Annotated in this window: 18 protein-coding genes and 1 pseudogene; 4 read left to right on the forward strand and 15 right to left on the reverse strand. The window is 62.0% G+C overall.

Going from position 1 to position 15,234, the window contains the following annotated elements; all coding sequences use genetic code 11:
- Positions 1-13: 13 nt before the first annotated feature.
- From cyoE to KQH55_RS12810, 4 genes are all read right to left on the reverse strand, one after another.
- The gene (gene cyoE, locus KQH55_RS12795) at positions 14-919 is read right to left on the reverse strand and encodes a heme o synthase (protein ID WP_076786023.1); all 906 of its coding nucleotides are present in this window, start codon (positions 917-919) and stop codon (positions 14-16) included.
- A 7-nt stretch (positions 920-926) separates the two neighbouring features.
- Positions 927-2,036 (reverse strand): heme A synthase, encoded by a 1,110-nt coding sequence (locus KQH55_RS12800; RefSeq protein WP_235091282.1) that lies wholly within the window; start codon positions 2,034-2,036, stop codon positions 927-929.
- A gap of 41 nt (positions 2,037-2,077) precedes the next feature.
- Complete coding sequence (locus KQH55_RS12805; RefSeq protein ID WP_076787644.1) at positions 2,078-2,698, reverse strand: cytochrome C oxidase subunit I; 621 nt, start codon at positions 2,696-2,698, stop codon at positions 2,078-2,080.
- A 211-nt stretch (positions 2,699-2,909) separates the two neighbouring features.
- Positions 2,910-3,626 carry an SURF1 family protein gene (locus tag KQH55_RS12810; RefSeq protein ID WP_235091467.1) on the reverse strand — a complete coding sequence of 239 codons (717 nt, stop codon included), beginning with the start codon at positions 3,624-3,626 and terminating at the stop codon, positions 2,910-2,912.
- Between the two features lie 72 nt (positions 3,627-3,698).
- On the opposite strand from KQH55_RS12810, the gene KQH55_RS12815 reads away from it, so the two are divergent.
- Positions 3,699-3,908, forward strand: a complete 210-nt coding sequence (locus tag KQH55_RS12815) for a twin transmembrane helix small protein (protein ID WP_235091285.1) — start codon at positions 3,699-3,701, stop codon at positions 3,906-3,908.
- 68 nt (positions 3,909-3,976) lie between these two features.
- Here KQH55_RS12815 and KQH55_RS12820 read toward each other — a convergent pair whose 3' ends face one another.
- From KQH55_RS12820 to KQH55_RS12845, 6 genes and pseudogenes are all read right to left on the reverse strand, one after another.
- On the reverse strand, positions 3,977-4,834 hold the full coding sequence (locus KQH55_RS12820; protein WP_076786019.1) for a cytochrome c oxidase subunit 3: 858 nt from the start codon (positions 4,832-4,834) through the stop codon (positions 3,977-3,979).
- Positions 4,835-4,911: 77 nt separating this feature from the next.
- Positions 4,912-5,139, reverse strand: coding sequence for a DUF2970 domain-containing protein (locus KQH55_RS12825; protein WP_076796405.1), 228 nt, complete (start codon positions 5,137-5,139; stop codon positions 4,912-4,914).
- A 223-nt stretch (positions 5,140-5,362) separates the two neighbouring features.
- Positions 5,363-6,973 carry a cytochrome c oxidase subunit I gene (gene ctaD, locus KQH55_RS12830; RefSeq protein WP_076786017.1) on the reverse strand — a complete coding sequence of 537 codons (1,611 nt, stop codon included), beginning with the start codon at positions 6,971-6,973 and terminating at the stop codon, positions 5,363-5,365.
- A gap of 60 nt (positions 6,974-7,033) precedes the next feature.
- Positions 7,034-8,242: pseudogene (coxB, locus tag KQH55_RS12835) on the reverse strand (cytochrome c oxidase subunit II); the annotation flags it as partial.
- Positions 8,236-8,556 (reverse strand): DUF2244 domain-containing protein, encoded by a 321-nt coding sequence (locus KQH55_RS12840; RefSeq protein ID WP_255763148.1) that lies wholly within the window; start codon positions 8,554-8,556, stop codon positions 8,236-8,238. The gene KQH55_RS12840 and the pseudogene coxB, both read right to left, overlap by 7 nt.
- Positions 8,557-8,730: 174 nt before the next feature.
- On the reverse strand, positions 8,731-9,783 hold the full coding sequence (locus tag KQH55_RS12845; RefSeq protein ID WP_083703712.1) for a methyltransferase domain-containing protein: 1,053 nt from the start codon (positions 9,781-9,783) through the stop codon (positions 8,731-8,733).
- 74 nt (positions 9,784-9,857) lie between these two features.
- Between KQH55_RS12845 and KQH55_RS12850 the strand changes: the two genes are divergently transcribed.
- Positions 9,858-10,778 (forward strand): ComF family protein, encoded by a 921-nt coding sequence (locus tag KQH55_RS12850; protein WP_083703713.1) that lies wholly within the window; start codon positions 9,858-9,860, stop codon positions 10,776-10,778.
- Positions 10,779-10,854: 76 nt separating this feature from the next.
- Complete coding sequence (gene trmL, locus KQH55_RS12855) at positions 10,855-11,325, forward strand: tRNA (uridine(34)/cytosine(34)/5-carboxymethylaminomethyluridine(34)-2'-O)-methyltransferase TrmL (protein ID WP_076786015.1); 471 nt, start codon at positions 10,855-10,857, stop codon at positions 11,323-11,325.
- 29 nt (positions 11,326-11,354) lie between these two features.
- Here trmL and KQH55_RS12860 read toward each other — a convergent pair whose 3' ends face one another.
- From KQH55_RS12860 to KQH55_RS12880, 5 genes are all read right to left on the reverse strand, one after another.
- Complete coding sequence (locus KQH55_RS12860) at positions 11,355-11,888, reverse strand: O-acetyl-ADP-ribose deacetylase (RefSeq protein WP_076786014.1); 534 nt, start codon at positions 11,886-11,888, stop codon at positions 11,355-11,357.
- A 57-nt stretch (positions 11,889-11,945) separates the two neighbouring features.
- Entirely contained in the window at positions 11,946-12,950 is a 1,005-nt protein-coding gene (locus tag KQH55_RS12865; protein ID WP_076796410.1) for an NAD(P)H-dependent glycerol-3-phosphate dehydrogenase, read from the reverse strand.
- Positions 12,951-13,041: 91 nt separating this feature from the next.
- On the reverse strand, positions 13,042-13,527 hold the full coding sequence (secB, locus tag KQH55_RS12870; RefSeq protein WP_076786012.1) for a protein-export chaperone SecB: 486 nt from the start codon (positions 13,525-13,527) through the stop codon (positions 13,042-13,044).
- A 151-nt stretch (positions 13,528-13,678) separates the two neighbouring features.
- On the reverse strand, positions 13,679-13,939 hold the full coding sequence (grxC, locus tag KQH55_RS12875) for a glutaredoxin 3 (protein ID WP_076786011.1): 261 nt from the start codon (positions 13,937-13,939) through the stop codon (positions 13,679-13,681).
- Complete coding sequence (locus tag KQH55_RS12880; RefSeq protein ID WP_076797284.1) at positions 13,936-14,358, reverse strand: rhodanese-like domain-containing protein; 423 nt, start codon at positions 14,356-14,358, stop codon at positions 13,936-13,938. Before KQH55_RS12880 ends, grxC begins: the two co-directional genes overlap by 4 nt.
- A 123-nt stretch (positions 14,359-14,481) precedes the next feature.
- Here KQH55_RS12880 and gpmA point away from each other — a divergent pair, with 123 nt between their 5' ends.
- Positions 14,482-15,228: a 2,3-diphosphoglycerate-dependent phosphoglycerate mutase gene (gene gpmA / locus KQH55_RS12885; RefSeq protein WP_076786010.1), complete on the forward strand. Its 747-nt coding sequence runs from the start codon at positions 14,482-14,484 to the stop codon at positions 15,226-15,228.
- The last annotated feature ends 6 nt before the right edge of the window (positions 15,229-15,234 follow it).

The raw sequence follows: 15,234 nt of genomic DNA on the forward strand, positions 1-15,234 counted from the left end.
GCGCGCGCCGACATCAGAAGCCGATCCAACCGCGCGCGTAGTGATCGATCAGCAATGCAACGAACAACAGCGACAAATAGACGATCGAATACCGAAATGTCTTGCGCGCAATCTCGTCCGAATAGTCGCGATACATCTTCCATGCATAGCTCAGAAACAGTACGCCGAGCACGACCGCGCTGGCGAGGTACAGCACCCCGCTCATGTCTGACACGAATGGCATCAGCGTGACGGCGAACAACACGAGCGTGTACAACAGGATATGCAGCGCAGTGAAGTGCACGCCATGGGTAACGGGCAGCATCGGCAACTTCGCGCTCTCGTAGTCCTGGCGACGATACAGCGCCAGCGCCCAGAAATGCGGTGGCGTCCATACAAAGATGATCAGCACGAGGATCCACGCGTCGCCCGGCACCGTGCCCTGCACTGCCGCCCAACCCAGCGCGGGCGGCATCGCGCCCGAGGCGCCGCCGATCACGATGTTCTGCGGCGTAGCCGGCTTCAGCAGGATCGTATAGATGACCGCGTAACCAATAAACGTCGCGAACGTCAACCACATCGTCAACGCGTTCGTGAACGTGTACAGCGTCCCCATGCCCAGCCCACCTAGCACCGCGGAAAAAGTCAGAATCTGCGCCGGTGTGATCTCGCCGCGCGCCGACGGACGCCACGCGGTACGCCGCATCATCGCGTCGATACGCTGCTCAACCAGGCAATTGATCGCAAACGCCGCGCCGGCGAACAGCCAGATGCCGATCGTGCCGCCAACCAATTTCTGCCACGGCACCATGCCGGGCGTGGACAGGAACATGCCGATCACCGCGCAGAATACGGCGAGCTGGGTGACACGCGGCTTGGTCAACGCAAAATATTGTGCGATGCGGCTGCCGGACGAGTGACGAAGCGTTGTACTGTCCATTCGTGAATCACGCGGTGACGGGGCTCGATTCCGCCGACGAGGCGGCAACGGCGCGGCTGGAGGCAATGCGCCAGTTTAACATGACAACCAGCAACAGCAGGATTGCCGCGCCGCCGTTGTGCGCGACAGCGACGGGCAGCGGCCATTGCAGCACGATGTTGGACAGGCCGGTCAGAAACTGCAGCACGACGACCGCCAGCACGCCATCGGCCAACCGTGTCAGCGTCTTCACGCGCCGGATGCGCCACGCCCATCCGAGCAGATAGGCAATGACGATTATCGCGAACGTGCGGTGGGTCCAGTGAATCGCCACGAGCGCGTCCTGCGTGATCACCTCGCCGTTGGCATCCAGGCCGAGGGCCCGCCATAGGTGGAATCCCTGCGCGAAGTCCATTGGCGGCACCCATTGCCCATTGCAGGTCGGGAAATCGGGGCACGCGAGCACCGCATAATTCGTGCTGACCCAGCCACCGAGTGCGATCTGCGCGATCAATAGTGCAAGCGCGACGAGCGCGGCCACGGAACCGCGGCTGGCGGCCGGCTCCCGCTGCGGTGCTGGCGTCATGCGCGCCGCGAACAGGCCGAGCGCCGCCAGCAAGCCAAGGCCAAGCAACAAGTGCGTGGTCACGATCACCGGCTGCAACTTCAACGTCACGGTCCACGCACCGAATGCCCCCTGCACCAGCACCAGCGCCAGCAACGCGGTCGGCCACCACGGCGAAGCCGGCAAGGGCTGGCCACGCCATCGTCGGATCCACGCGATGGCGGTCATCAGCACGATCAGCAGCCCAATCGCCATCGCAAAATAGCGGTGGGTCATCTCGATCCAGGCCTTCATCACACTGACCGGTCCGCTAGGCATCGCCGCATACGCGGCGGCGATCGACGCATGCGCAGCAAACGGCGACGAACTGGCATAGCAGCCGGGCCAGTCCGGACAGCCCAGGCCCGAGTCGGTCAAGCGCGTGAAGCCACCGAACATCACGAGGTCCAGCGTCAGGAACATCGTCAGCCAGGCCAGCTTGCGATAGCGGTCCGAGCGCACCCGCAACAGGATCCAGCCAAAAGGCAACAGCGCGACTGCCACGCCGATCAACGCAAGCTCAACGACAAACATGGCAATGGTGTAGGGACTTCATCGAAAGGCGGCCCGACCGTTCAGCCGATTCTCGACCATTTGAGCAGCTTGGTCAGGTCCTGCTTGATCCGCGACGGATCCGGATCGCGCGGAAAGCGCATCATCAAGTTTCCGTTCGGGTCAACCAAGTAAATGTGCGAGGCGATCGAATCGCCAGCCACATCCGGATCGGGCGGCAGCCACGCGGCGACCTGCGCCGGCGGCACGATCAGCTTGGGCGTGTCCGGGTACGCACCAGCGACGCGCGCCGGTATCGCGCCGTCGTCGGTGCGCAGCCATACAGTAAGGACTCGCTCACGTTCGGCGCCCTGCGTCGCCCGCACCTGCCGCATGAAGTACAGTTTTTTCGCGCACGCGTCATCGCAGGCACTCGGATCGACCGACAACATCAGCCATTTCCCTTTCAGCGAATCGAGCCGCATCGGATGACCCGTTTCATCACGCACGATAAGATGATCCGGAATCGGCCGTTGCGGCTGGATCAATTGGCCGTAGCTAGTCGAGCCACCGCCGGGCTTGAATACGTAGTACATCAAGTACGATGCGACGACGGGCGCGGCACAAACCGCGGCCAGCAACAGCAGCATCCACCGCGTACGCCGCCTGCCACGATGCGATGCGGGCACGCCGCCGGTGACCATCGGGTCGACGCGGCGCGTACAGGGCACCTCGGAACCGGGTTCCGATCGAGAAGAATCGGTCAACGCTACACTCCTTCACACTTCATTCACAACATCGGTTGCCGCGCTGGCTACGCGTTGCACGCGCCGCCACACTGCCACACTGCCACACTGCCACACTGCCACACTGCCACACTGCCAAGTCACCAAGTCACCAAGTCACCGCGCAGGATCATGCCTGAGCGTCGTTGCCGCCCCGCGCAGCGCGGCGCGCCGCATACAGCCCAAAGGCAAGCGCCGCCAACGCCATGCCCCACCACTGCACCATATAGCCATAGTTACGTTCGACACCGGTGTCCGGTGCCGGCCAGTCACGCACCAGCCCGTCCGCCGTGTCATTGGTCTGTTGCAGCACAAACGGCTCCAGCGGCAAACCGGTCTCCGCTGCGTACGATCCCACATCCAGGTTCTGGCGGATCGACTGGTGCGGCGCCGCCCCCCCTCGCCCGAGTTCGAACGCGCGCGACGCATCCGCCCGAGCCACGCCCTCGATCGTCACCTCGCCGGAAGGCGTACGATAGGGTGCGATCACGCTGCGCTGCTGCGCGTTGCGCGGCAGCCAGCCCCGGTTGACCAGCACGTAGCCGCCAGCCGCCAGCTTCAGCGGCGTGACGACATAGAAGCCGGGCTGGTCGTTGTACAGCCGATTGTCCAAATAGACCGTCGCATCCGGCACGAACCGGCCGCGCACCACGACGCGGTGGAACTCGATGTCCGCCAGCGCCCATCTACGACCATCCAGCGATATCGGGGTCGCATGCTCGAACCGCTCGATACGCGCCTGCAGCGCCTCTTTCTGGTGTGCACGGTCACGCTGCCAGAATCCGAGCCGGACGGTCACCGCGATAACGATCAGCACCGCCAACGCTGGCCAAAAGCGGATTTTCAGCATGCCGGCACGACAGCGCGTACCATCCAACATAGTGGGATAATATCCAAACAGCTTTTTTCGGCCTTCTTCATGGGTATCCTTGTTGCCATCGCGTTCACACTGATTATTGCCAGTATGGCGTGCGCACTCTATTTCATGATGCGCGACCGCGGCACCACCAAACGGATGGTGTGGTCGCTCGCGACGCGCGTTGGCTTATCCATCTCACTGTTCCTGTTCATCCTATTCGCGCACTGGATAGGTTGGATAGAGTCGACCGGCATTCCGTACGGACGATAAATGTCGTCGCTTCCCGCAAAATGCAAAACGCCGCCTTGAAGAAGGGCGGCGTTTTGTCACAGTGAATATCACAACCAGTAAACAACCACATACAGTCCAAGCCAGACGACGTCAACGAAGTGCCAATACCATGCGGCGCCTTCAAACGCGAAGTGATGATCGGGCTTGAAGTGTCCACGGATCAGTCGCACCAGCACAACGGCCAGCATCAACGCGCCCATCGTCACGTGAAAACCGTGAAACCCAGTCAACAAAAAGAACGTCGAGCCGTAGACACCGGAGGTCAACTTCAGGTTCAGTTCGTTGTACGCGTGAAAATACTCATATCCCTGCATGAATAGGAAAATCACGCCGAGCAACACCGTCGCGGCCAGCCACACAATCGCCTTGTTACGATGATCGTCGCGCAACGCATGGTGCGCAACCGTTAGCGTCGCGCCCGACGTTAGCAGCAATGCGGTATTGATCGTCGGAATGGGCCACGGCTGCATCGACTTGAAATGCGCGACCAGATTGGACGGGCCGTTGTTCGGCCACACTGCGGCAAAGTCAGGCCATATCAACTTCGCATCGAGATTACCCAGGTCGTGCAACGCGAACTGCCGCGCATAAAACAACGCGCCAAAGAACGCGCCAAAGAACATCACTTCGGAGAAGATAAACCAGCTCATGCTCCACCGATACGACGTATCGACGCGCTTGCCGTACATCCCGATCTCGGACTCACCGATCGAATCGCCGAACCAGTGCCACAGCACAAATAACAACCACGCGAGACCGAGTGCAAACGTGAGTGGCGCGAGCGACACGCCGTTAATCCAGCCGGCGAGCGAGCCAAGCATGACCAGCAAGCCCGCTGCCGCGGCGATCGGATGCTGCGACGGATTGGGTATGAAGTAATACGGGCTCTCGTTTTGTCCGCTCATTGTTGATTCTCCACTTCAGTCCAGTTCTTTCTTGATGCAGGTCCTGTCTTGTCCACCACCGACGCCGGCTTTCGCGATTAAGAAGTCGGCTGCGTCACCCAGTGAACGACCACTAGCAGGATCCCGATGAACACCGCAGCGCAGACAACGCCCGCAACGATCACGTGCAACGGGTTCAGGCTTGCCAGATCGCGTTCATGATCTTTGCCCTTGCGTACGCCAAAAAACGACCATAGCACCGCGCGTATCGATTGGGTGAAACGCGCGACGGCGCCCGCCTTCAAGTCCTGCGGCCGATCCGACATGACCGTCCTCCCACTTTTCATGCGACCCGATGCTTGAGCACGACACTCATAAAGAAGACGGCAACAATCCCGATCAAAATAGCCAGCAATCGGCGGTTGGCCGCACGTTGCTCAGCTGGCGTTCGTCTTTTTTGTGAATCCGTTCGCATCATTTTGCGGCCCCGGCGCCCACCAGGGCCCCCATCACAGTAACAGCATGTTCGTTTCGATTACCGTCCAATGCTCATTTAACCGTCGGCGGCGTTTCGAACGTATGGAATGGCGCCGGGCTGGGCACGGTCCACTCAAGACCCGTTGCACCATCCCATGGTTGGTCTTCCGCTTTCACGTGTTCGCCATGACCACGGTACGCCGGCAATGCGACCGCCAGCAGGAAGTACACTTGTGCAAGCCCAAAACCGAATGCACCGATCGTCGCAATCTGGTTAAAATCGGTGAACTGCGCCGGATAGTCAGCGTAGCGGCGCGGCATACCGGCCAGCCCAAGGAAGTGCATCGGGAAGAACGTGATGTTGAAGAAGATCATCGACGTCCAGAAATGAATCTTTCCGCGTGTCTCGTTATACATCCAGCCGGTCCACTTCGGCGACCAGTAATACCATCCAGCAAACAGCGCGAACAGCGATCCGGCAACGAGTACATAATGGAAGTGCGCGACCACGTAATACGTGCCGTGAAGCGGGACATCGAGCGGCGCCATCGACAGGATCAATCCGGTAAAGCCGCCCATCGTGAACACAAAGATGAAGCCGATGGCGAACAGCATCGGCGCCTCAAACGAGAGCGCACCACGCCACATCGTTGCGACCCAGTTGAATACCTTGACGCCAGTGGGCACCGCAATGAGCATCGTCGCGTACATGAAAAATAGCTGGCCGGTGACTGGCATACCGGTCACGAACATGTGGTGCGCCCACACCATGAACGACAGGATCGCAATCGACGCCGTGGCATACACCATCGAGCTATAGCCGAACAGCGGCTTGCGCGAGAATGCCGGTACGACCTGCGAGATGATCCCGAACGCCGGCAAAATCATGATATAGACTTCGGGGTGACCGAAGAACCAGAAGATGTGCTGATACAGCACCGGATCACCGCCGCCGGCCGGATTGAAAAACGCCGTGCCGAAATGCCGATCAAACAGCAACATGGTGATCGCACCGGCCAGTACAGGCATCACCGCGATCAACAGAAATGCGGTGATCAGCCAGGTCCAGCAAAACATCGGCATCTTCATCAGCGTCATGCCAGGCGCGCGCATGTTCAGGATCGTCACAATGATGTTGATCGCGCCCATGATCGACGACGCACCCATGATGTGCACCGCGAAGATGCCGAGATCCATGCCCGGCCCCATTTGCACTGACAGCGGCGCATACAGCGTCCATCCCGCGGCGGTCGCGCCGCCCGGCGAGAAAAACGAGCCGACTAGCAGTACCGCGGCAACCGGCAGCAGCCAGAAGCTGAAGTTATTCATCCGCGCAAACGCCATGTCGGCCGCGCCGATTTGCAGCGGCACCATCCAGTTCGCAAAGCCGACAAACGCTGGCATGATGGCGCCGAACACCATGATCAGCCCGTGCATCGTCGTGAGCTGGTTGAAGAACTCGGGCCGCATGATCTGCAGGCCTGGTTCAAACAACTCCGCGCGAATCAGCAGCGCCATCACCCCGCCCGACAGAAACATCACGAACGAGAAAATCAGGTACAGCGTGCCAATGTCCTTGTGATTGGTCGCGAACAACCAGCGCCGCCAGCCATGCGGATGCTCGTGCGCATGGTCGTGTGCGTGATCGTGACCTGCCGCGACGTCGTGTCCGATCGTTGACATAACACTTCTCCTAAAACGAATTCCGGGGCCGAATCAACGGTTGCATGCGGGACATCAGGCGCCGTTGCCGGCTACCGCGACGGCGGGCATTTTGCCGTTGCGCGCGTCTGTGACCTGCCGTGGTTGCAATACCACACCGTTGTGGTTGTCCCACGTATTGCTCACAAACGTCATGACCGACGCAATGTCGACGTCGCTTAGCGTCGGCCCCCACGCCGGCATTTGTCCCTTTCCATTCAGCACGACGTTCAGGTGTCCGGCAATCGGGCCTTTGACGACCGGGCTGCCGTCAAGCGCCGGGAACGGCCCGGTGCCCTTGCCGGTCGGTTGGTGGCAAACCGCACAGTTGGCCGCGTACACCTTTGCACCCTGCTCCTTCAGTTCATCCATCGTATACGTTTTGTTCGGCTCGTTTGCGGACGCGCTCATTTTCTTTTGCTCGTCGGCGACCCATTTCGCATAGTCGTCCGCGCTCTTGACTTCAACGACAACCGGCATGTACGCATGCTCTTTACCGCACAGCTCGGTGCAGAAACCACGATACGTACCGACCTTTTCGGCCTTGAACCAGGTTTCGCGCGTGAAGCCGGGAATCGCATCTTGCTTGACACCGAATGCAGGCACGTACCAAGAGTGCACAACGTCCGCGGCCGTTGTGATAATCCGAATTTTCTGGCCCACCGGCACAACGAGCGGATTGTCGACTTCCTGCAGATAGGTATCGGAAATCGGCTCCTTGCCGTTGATCATCGAGCGTGGCGTCGTCAGCGTCGACAGAAAGCTGATCCCCTCGCCCAGCCCCTTCACGTAGTCATAACCCCATTTCCATTGGTAGCCGGTGACCTTGATCGTCAAATCCGCGTTGGACGTGTCTTTCATCGCGACCACCGCCTTCGTCGCAGGCAACGCCATCAGCACGACGATCAGGAACGGCACGACGGTCCAAATAATTTCGACGGTGGTGCTTTCATGAAAGTGGGCGGGTTTGAAGCCTTTCGATTTGCGGTGCACGAGGATCGAATAGCACATCACACCAAACACGCCGACAAAGATCACCGCGCAGATGATCAACATCATCGTATGCAAGCCGTAGAGCTCCTCGGCGATCTTGGTGACGGGCGGCTGGAAATTCAGTTGGTTGACCGCCGGGCCGCCCGGCATGTCATTGACCGCCTGGGCCGTGCCTGCGACGAGCCACGTACTCGCGGCAAGCATGCCCACGAGGGCTCGCTTGATTGTTTTCATAGCTTCCTTACCCAAAATTACCATTCAGACTCGCCTTCCGCCCTGCTGCCCCAGTGCCCGCACGACGCGCTCTGCTTGAGCCGCGCGCGCAACTCGCGCGCAAATTCGGCGCGATGGCCGAACGCAAGATGCCGCCCAACCGATATCAACACCCGACCCGATGCCACGGTCACATATTGTCGCGACTCGCGGCCCGGCTCGATCCGGACACAGCGCGGGTTGAACTCGAATTGCGTGACGTTGCCGGCGCTCACCCGTCGAATCAAAAGATGGTCCGGGCACAGACAAATGTATGCTACGTGCCCATCGCCTCCATATTGCGGAACCCCGGGTGACAAACTGACGCATTATAGGCGGGTTCATGGCCATCCACAAGCAACGCCAAACCGGCTCGAACCTTTGCCCGACAAGCCTCTGCGCCATTTTGACGCAGTTTGCGACAGTCATTTTCAGCAGCGATTTCCGGGATAACGAAGTACCGGTCTCGCCGCCCACGCGCGCCTGCCGATGCATCAGGAAGACGTCCTGCGCCCACCGCGCGACAGATGGCCGATCTCGTCGATGCGCACGATGCCATGGCCTTCAGGCGTCACGCGGGCCACCGCCTTCCACGCATGACCGTAGACCACCTCGAAGGTGAGCGGTATCGTGCCGTCGGGCTGCCGTTGGGCTTCCAGCGCGTCGAGCAGGCGACGATACGTGCCGCGCGAAATCAGGCCACGCGACACATCGGCGCGCGCGTCGCCGCGCCGCGCACCTTGCGGCGGCATCGCCCCCCAGCGGCGCACATCCGCCAACAACGATTGCGCAGACGAGTACGTGATGGTGAGTGTCTCCATGTCCATCACCGGAATCTCGAAGCCGCTGGCAACCAGCATGTCGCCACAGTCGTGCATATCGACGAAGTCGAGCACGTGCTGCGCCGCGCCGCCATCCGCGACCGCCCATGCGCCACGCAACTCGCGCAGCGTATCAGGACCGAGCGTGGAAAACATCAGCAGCCCGCCGGTTTTCAGTACCCGATGCCACTCGGGAAACACCAGGTCCGGACGCGCATGCCACTGCAGCGCCAGATTTGACCATAGCAAGTCAAAGCGCTCCGGCGCAAACGGCAGCGCGCCGAAGTCGGCCTGCACCCGGTCGCGCGGTTGGGCGCGGCCCGGCGCGAGATGACGCAGTGCGGCCGGCAGCAAGCGACGCCAGCCGCCTGCTGGGGCGAGCTGCCCGCACGCCGCGTCGGCGCCGCCGCAACTCGACGAGTGCGCGGCGCCGAGCATCGCTCGCGATAGGTCCACGCCATAGACGGTGGCCTGCGCGAAGCGCACGCGCAGCGTATCGATGTCCTCGCCCGCACCGCACCCCGCGTCGAGCACCCGCGCCGGCTGCAGCTTGATGTACTGCAATCGTTCATGCATGCGCTGCGCGATCTCGCGCGGCAGGAACGCCACGTCGCAAAATTGCGCGGCACGGCGATCAAAAATCTGCCTGAGCTGGCGCAACCTGGGGGTGCGCTGCGCGCCCACATCGGTGTCTTGGTCCGTCGGGCGGTCGTGATCGGTTGGCATGAGCATAGGCTTGCGGGAAGGGCCGCAGTATACTCGTTCGACCGCCCTGAGCCAGTATCCCTTTCCATTTCTTGATGAAGCAGTCTACCCCGTTGCCCACACCAGCCCGCGACAGTATATCCGTCAACGATCACAGCAGTGGCCGACAGCAGGGCCACGGGTGGCCCGCTGCGGCGGCGGTGCGCATCGCCCACCCAGGCCGCGCCCCCGTCGCGCCGCGCACCGGCCGTGGGCAGCGCCGCTGGGTAGCCACGCTGCGCGGCTTATGTCGCAGCGCTTGGCGCACTGCATTACCAACGCAGTGCGCGCTCTGTGGCAATTTGTCGCACGATGTACTGTGCAACGCCTGCGATGAAATTTACTGGAATGAAACACGGCTGCGCTGCCCGCGCTGCGCACTGCCACTGCCACTGCCACTGCCACTGCCACTGCCACTGCCACTGCCACTGCCACGCAATGTTGCAACGCAATGCTCGTTTTGCGTACAGGCACGACCGGCGTTCGACGCCACCGTGACGCTTGCCGATTATGCGCCGCCGCTCGACCAGTTGGTGGCCGACTTGAAATTTCGCTCCCGTATCGAGCTTGGGCGCGATTTCGCGCGCCGGCTGGCACTCGCGTCGCAAGACCTGCCTGAGTTGCCCGACGTGTTGATCGCCGTGCCACTTTCAGCGCCGAGGCTCTCAGCGCGCGGCTACAACCAGGCTTGGGAGATCGCACGTGCGCTCGCCCGGCGCCTCGGCGTGCGCGCCGATCCGCGCGCCGTCGTGCGTGTGCGCGACACCGGGCAACAAGCGCTGCTCGGTGCAACCGCCCGGCGCGCGAACCTGGCTGGCGCATTCGCGCTGCGCAAGACGGTCCGCGGCCAACACGTGGGCATTGTCGACGACGTGATGACATCCGGGGCGACGCTCGATACGCTCGCGCGAATGCTCAAGGATGCTGGCGCGCGACGCGTCACCAATTTCGTCGCGCTGCGCACGCCGCGCGCATAATCAGCCCCGGGCGGCCACGATCACGACCGGCACTCGTCCGGCAACACCCACGCCAGCCACCTCATTGACTCATTCCATGTTCAACGTCGTTCTAGTCGAACCCGAGATTCCGCCGAACACCGGCAACATCATTCGCCTCTGCGCGAATACTGGCGCCACGCTGCACCTGGTCGAGCCGCTGGGCTTTCCACTGGACGACGCGAAGATGCGCCGCGCCGGTCTCGATTATCACGAATACGCGCAGATGCGCGTACACCGAGACTGGAACACACTGCTCGCCACAGAGCAGCCCGACCCAGCCCGGATGTTCGCATTCACGACCCGAGGCTCGTCGATGTTCGGAAACCGCGCGTTCCATCCCGGCGATTGGTTTGTATTCGGCGCCGAAACGCGAGGCCTGTGCGACACAGTGCTGCAGCACTTTGCCGCCGACCAGCGTGTACGCCTGCCGATGCGCGTCGGCAGCCGCAGCCTAAACCTGTCCAATACGGTGGCCATCGTGGTATTCGAGGCGTGGCGGCAACATGGCTTCGAGGGCGGCGCCTGAACGGCGCGATAGTCGTCGCCAGTTATCTCTTAGCGCGCGAGTTCCGCCTCGTAAAGCCGTAGCATGGCCGCATCGAAGCACGCAAAGATCACGTGCTCGAGCGCCGGAACGGCGCGCAACGTGTCAATCACGGTCGATACGGCGATCTTTACGGCCTGCGGCGCCGGAAAATGGAAAACTCCGCAACTGATTGCCGGAAACGCGATGCTGCGGCACTGGGACTCGTGCGCCAATTCCAGCACGCGGCGGTAGCAACCGGCCAGCAAGTCGGGTTCACCGTGCTCGCCGTCGTGCCAGACGGGGCCAACCGCGTGGATCACATACCGCGCCGGCAACCGGTACGCGCCAGTGATCCTGGCATCGCCGGTGCGGCAGCCGCCGAGTGCCCGGCACGCCTCAAGCAACTCAGGACCGGCCGCGCGGTGAATCGCGCCATCGACCCCGCCCCCACCGTGCAGTGACGTATTAGCCGCGTTGACGATCGCGTCAACCTTTAGGGTCGTGATATCGGCTTGCCGCGCTCGAAGCACACAACCGCCGATCAACAGTTGGGCTGACTGCATGATGACCTCCTACATGCCGTGCCCGGCAAACGAACACCTCGACTCGCCCGCCCCCGTTCAGTTCGTCTCGGCCTTCACATCCCGCCGCAACAGCGCATCGACTGCGGCGCGGGGCGCCACGCCGTCAAACAGCACGCCGCAGACGGCTTCGGTAATCGGCATCTCGATTCCATGCTGACGCGCAATGGCCAATACCGCGCGCGCGCATCGCACCCCTTCGGCGACATGCCCCAACGCGGCCAAGATCTCATCCAGCGCGCGTCCAGCCGCCAGTTGGAAACCCACGGTGCGGTTGCGCGACAGATCGCCGGTCGCGGTCAGGATTAGATCACCCAACCCGGTCAGACCAGTAAAGGTATCGTACCGTCCACCGAGCGCGACGCCGAATCGCGTCATTTCCGCCAGCCCGCGCGTGATCAGCGCAGCACGTGCGTTCAGGCCGAGCCCGAGCCCGTCGGCAATGCCGGTGGCGACTGCCAGCACGTTCTTGACCGCACCGCCCACTTCGACGCCGACGACATCGTCTCCAGTATAGACGCGCATCGAGCCATGATGGAATGCATCGACGGTGCGCCGCCGGCATTCGGCGCTCGCGCTGGCGACGGTCAACGCGACAGGCAGGCCCTGGGCCACTTCCCGCGCGAAGCTCGGGCCAGACAGCGCGCCGCAACTCGGGTGCGCGCCTAGCACATCGGCAACGAGCTGATGCGGCAAATGCATCGTGTCCACATCGAAGCCCTTACACAACCAAACAAGGTGTGACGGCACGTGGCCCGCATTGCGCATCGCGGTGCAGGCGTCGGCCAGCCCCGCGACCGGTGTGCCAAGCACGCACAGCGCATCGTCCGCAAGCGCATGTTGCAGCGCGCTCCCCAGGTCGGACTCGTAGCGCAGCGCGGGGTCCAACGCAATGCCTGGCAGATAGCGGCGATTCTCGCGCGCGGCAGCAAGGTCGGCTAGGAGAGCCGGATCGCGGGCCCACAGCAGCGTGTCATGGCGCTGCGCGAGGTGACTGGCCAGCGCAGTGCCCCACGCACCGGCGCCGAGTACGGCAACTTTCATTTCCGGTACCTCGCATCAGCAACCTCGTTGCAGTCCGTCCAGATACTCGGCGCCACAGCGATCGGCCGTGCGTCGATCATCTGCGCCGCGCTCAGTGCGTGGTCGCGGAGCCTTCGTTGGCCGCGCCGTTGCCTGGCTGGTTATTGACCTGCGCCAGCCGCTGCTCGTACAGCGCCTGAAAGTTGATTTCGGCCAAGTGGATCGGTGGGAAGCCGGCACGGGTGATCGCATCGGCGACGTTTGAGCGCAGGTACGGAAAAATAATCGTCGGGCAGGCGATGCCGATCAGCGGATCGATCTGCTCGTTCGGAATGTTGCGTATGTCGAAGATACCAGCTTGCTTGGCCTCGATCAGGAAGGCAACCTTGGTGGCGACCTTCGCCGTCACGGTGCCCGTCACGATCACCTCGAACACGCCGTCAGCAAGCCGCTCCGCCTTAACGTCGACTTCGACTTCAACGCCGGGCATCTCCTGCTCCAAGAAGATTGCTGGCGAATTCGGCTGCTCGAGCGACAAATCCTTTAAGTAAATGCGCTGGATGTTAAAGAACGGCTGGTTGTTCTGCTGGTCGGACATGAACTTTCCTTCGGTGAAAGGGGCGGGTGCGCCCGGCATCGAGCCGCTGCACGCCGCGCGAATGGCGCGGCCCAAGCGAGACCGGGGCGCGCGCGTATAACGGCTTGCCGACGCCGCGGGAGCGTCGGCAAAGGTGTCAATCAGACGAGCGTCAAACCGCCTCGAGCAGCGGCATCAGCCCGCCGGCACGGTCGAGCGCGGACAGGTCATCGTAGCCGCCGACGTGGGTCTGGCCGATAAAGACTTGCGGCACTGTACGCCGGCCGGTGCGCTCCATCATTTCCGCCCGACGTTCAGGATCGCGATCGATTAGCACTTTCTCGATGTGCTCGACACCGCGCGACTTCAACAGCCGCTCAGCCATCTGGCAATACGGACAGACCTGGGTGCTATACATGACCACCTTGTTCATTTCGCCGCTCCTTGCTTGACGACCGGCATGCCGGACTGCTGCCACGCGTTGACGCCGCCTTGCAGCATGAACACTTCCGCGTAACCGGCTTCCTTCAGCACATGCTGCGCCCTGGCCGAATGCCCGCCGTTTTGGCAGACTAGCAGCACTGGCGTGTTCTTGTTTTTGGCCACTTGCGCAACTTTACTCTTCAACTCGTCGAACGGCAGATGACGCGCCTGCGGTAAGTGACCCTGCGCGAATTCATCGGCATCGCGCAAGTCGATAACGACCGCATTACGGCGGTTGATCAGTTGCGTGGCGTCCGCGGCGGACAGGCCGCGGTCGCGCCGCGTGATGACCGGCCACAGCAGCAGTCCTCCGGAAATGAGGGCAATAGCGATCAATACAAGGTTAGCTGGCTCGGTGAAAAATTTCACGGATGGCATTCGCACAAAGAAGACAATCCAACATTATAAAATATCCGTATGATGCGCTAACGTGCGCCGTTGGATCGGCGTGCGCCGGCGGCCTACCGCTTCCTGACTACCGTTCACATTGACATGTACAAGCTCGTCCTCATCCGCCACGGCGAATCGACGTGGAACAAGGAAAACCGCTTCACTGGCTGGGTCGACGTCGACCTCACTGACAAAGGCGCGGCCCAAGCGCGGCACGCCGGCGTGCTGCTCAAGCAGGCCGGCTACACGTTCGACATCGCGTATACGTCCGTGCTCAAGCGCGCCATCCGCACGCTGTGGCACGTGCAGGATGAAATGGATCTCATGTATATCCCCGTCGTGCACTCGTGGCGCCTGAACGAGCGGCACTACGGCGCGCTGTCCGGGCTGAACAAGGCTGAAACGGCAGCGCAGTACGGTGACGAACAGGTGCTGATATGGCGGCGCAGCTACGATACGCCACCGCCGGCGCTCGAGCCGTCCGATCCGCGCACGTCGTACAATGACCCGCGCTACGCCAAGGTGCCGCGCGAGTCGCTGCCGCTCACGGAATGCTTGAAGGACACGGTCGCGCGCGTGCTGCCGATCTGGAACGAATCGATCGCGCCGGCCATCAAGTCGGGCCGCAACGTGCTAATTGCCGCGCATGGCAACTCGATCCGCGCACTGGTCAAATACCTGGACGACATCTCGGATATCGATATCGTCGGGCTGAACATCCCGAACGGCGTGCCGCTCGTCTACGAGTTGAACGAAGCACTCAAACCCATCAAGCACTATTATCTAGGTGACGCAGCGGCGATCGCCAACGCGCAGGCCGCGGTCGCGAACCAGGGTAAGGCTGCCTAATTTTCC

The sequence above is a fragment of the Mycetohabitans sp. B3 genome (genome assembly GCF_021498065.1).
Classification (GTDB): domain Bacteria; phylum Pseudomonadota; class Gammaproteobacteria; order Burkholderiales; family Burkholderiaceae; genus Mycetohabitans.

Coding starts and splice junctions, on each gene's coding strand:
- cyoE (WP_076786023.1), bottom strand. CDS start 919: ATGGACAGTACAACGCTTCGTCACTCGTCCGGCAGCCGCATCGCACAA.
- KQH55_RS12800 (WP_235091282.1), bottom strand. CDS start 2,036: ATGTTTGTCGTTGAGCTTGCGTTGATCGGCGTGGCAGTCGCGCTGTTG.
- KQH55_RS12805 (WP_076787644.1), bottom strand. CDS start 2,698: ATGGTCACCGGCGGCGTGCCCGCATCGCATCGTGGCAGGCGGCGTACG.
- KQH55_RS12815 (WP_235091285.1), top strand. CDS start 3,699: ATGGGTATCCTTGTTGCCATCGCGTTCACACTGATTATTGCCAGTATG.
- KQH55_RS12820 (WP_076786019.1), bottom strand. CDS start 4,834: ATGAGCGGACAAAACGAGAGCCCGTATTACTTCATACCCAATCCGTCG.
- KQH55_RS12825 (WP_076796405.1), bottom strand. CDS start 5,139: ATGTCGGATCGGCCGCAGGACTTGAAGGCGGGCGCCGTCGCGCGTTTC.
- ctaD (WP_076786017.1), bottom strand. CDS start 6,973: ATGTCAACGATCGGACACGACGTCGCGGCAGGTCACGATCACGCACAC.
- KQH55_RS12845 (WP_083703712.1), bottom strand. CDS start 9,783: ATGCCAACCGATCACGACCGCCCGACGGACCAAGACACCGATGTGGGC.
- KQH55_RS12850 (WP_083703713.1), top strand. CDS start 9,858: ATGAAGCAGTCTACCCCGTTGCCCACACCAGCCCGCGACAGTATATCC.
- trmL (WP_076786015.1), top strand. CDS start 10,855: ATGTTCAACGTCGTTCTAGTCGAACCCGAGATTCCGCCGAACACCGGC.
- KQH55_RS12860 (WP_076786014.1), bottom strand. CDS start 11,888: ATGCAGTCAGCCCAACTGTTGATCGGCGGTTGTGTGCTTCGAGCGCGG.
- KQH55_RS12865 (WP_076796410.1), bottom strand. CDS start 12,950: ATGAAAGTTGCCGTACTCGGCGCCGGTGCGTGGGGCACTGCGCTGGCC.
- secB (WP_076786012.1), bottom strand. CDS start 13,527: ATGTCCGACCAGCAGAACAACCAGCCGTTCTTTAACATCCAGCGCATT.
- grxC (WP_076786011.1), bottom strand. CDS start 13,939: ATGAACAAGGTGGTCATGTATAGCACCCAGGTCTGTCCGTATTGCCAG.
- gpmA (WP_076786010.1), top strand. CDS start 14,482: ATGTACAAGCTCGTCCTCATCCGCCACGGCGAATCGACGTGGAACAAG.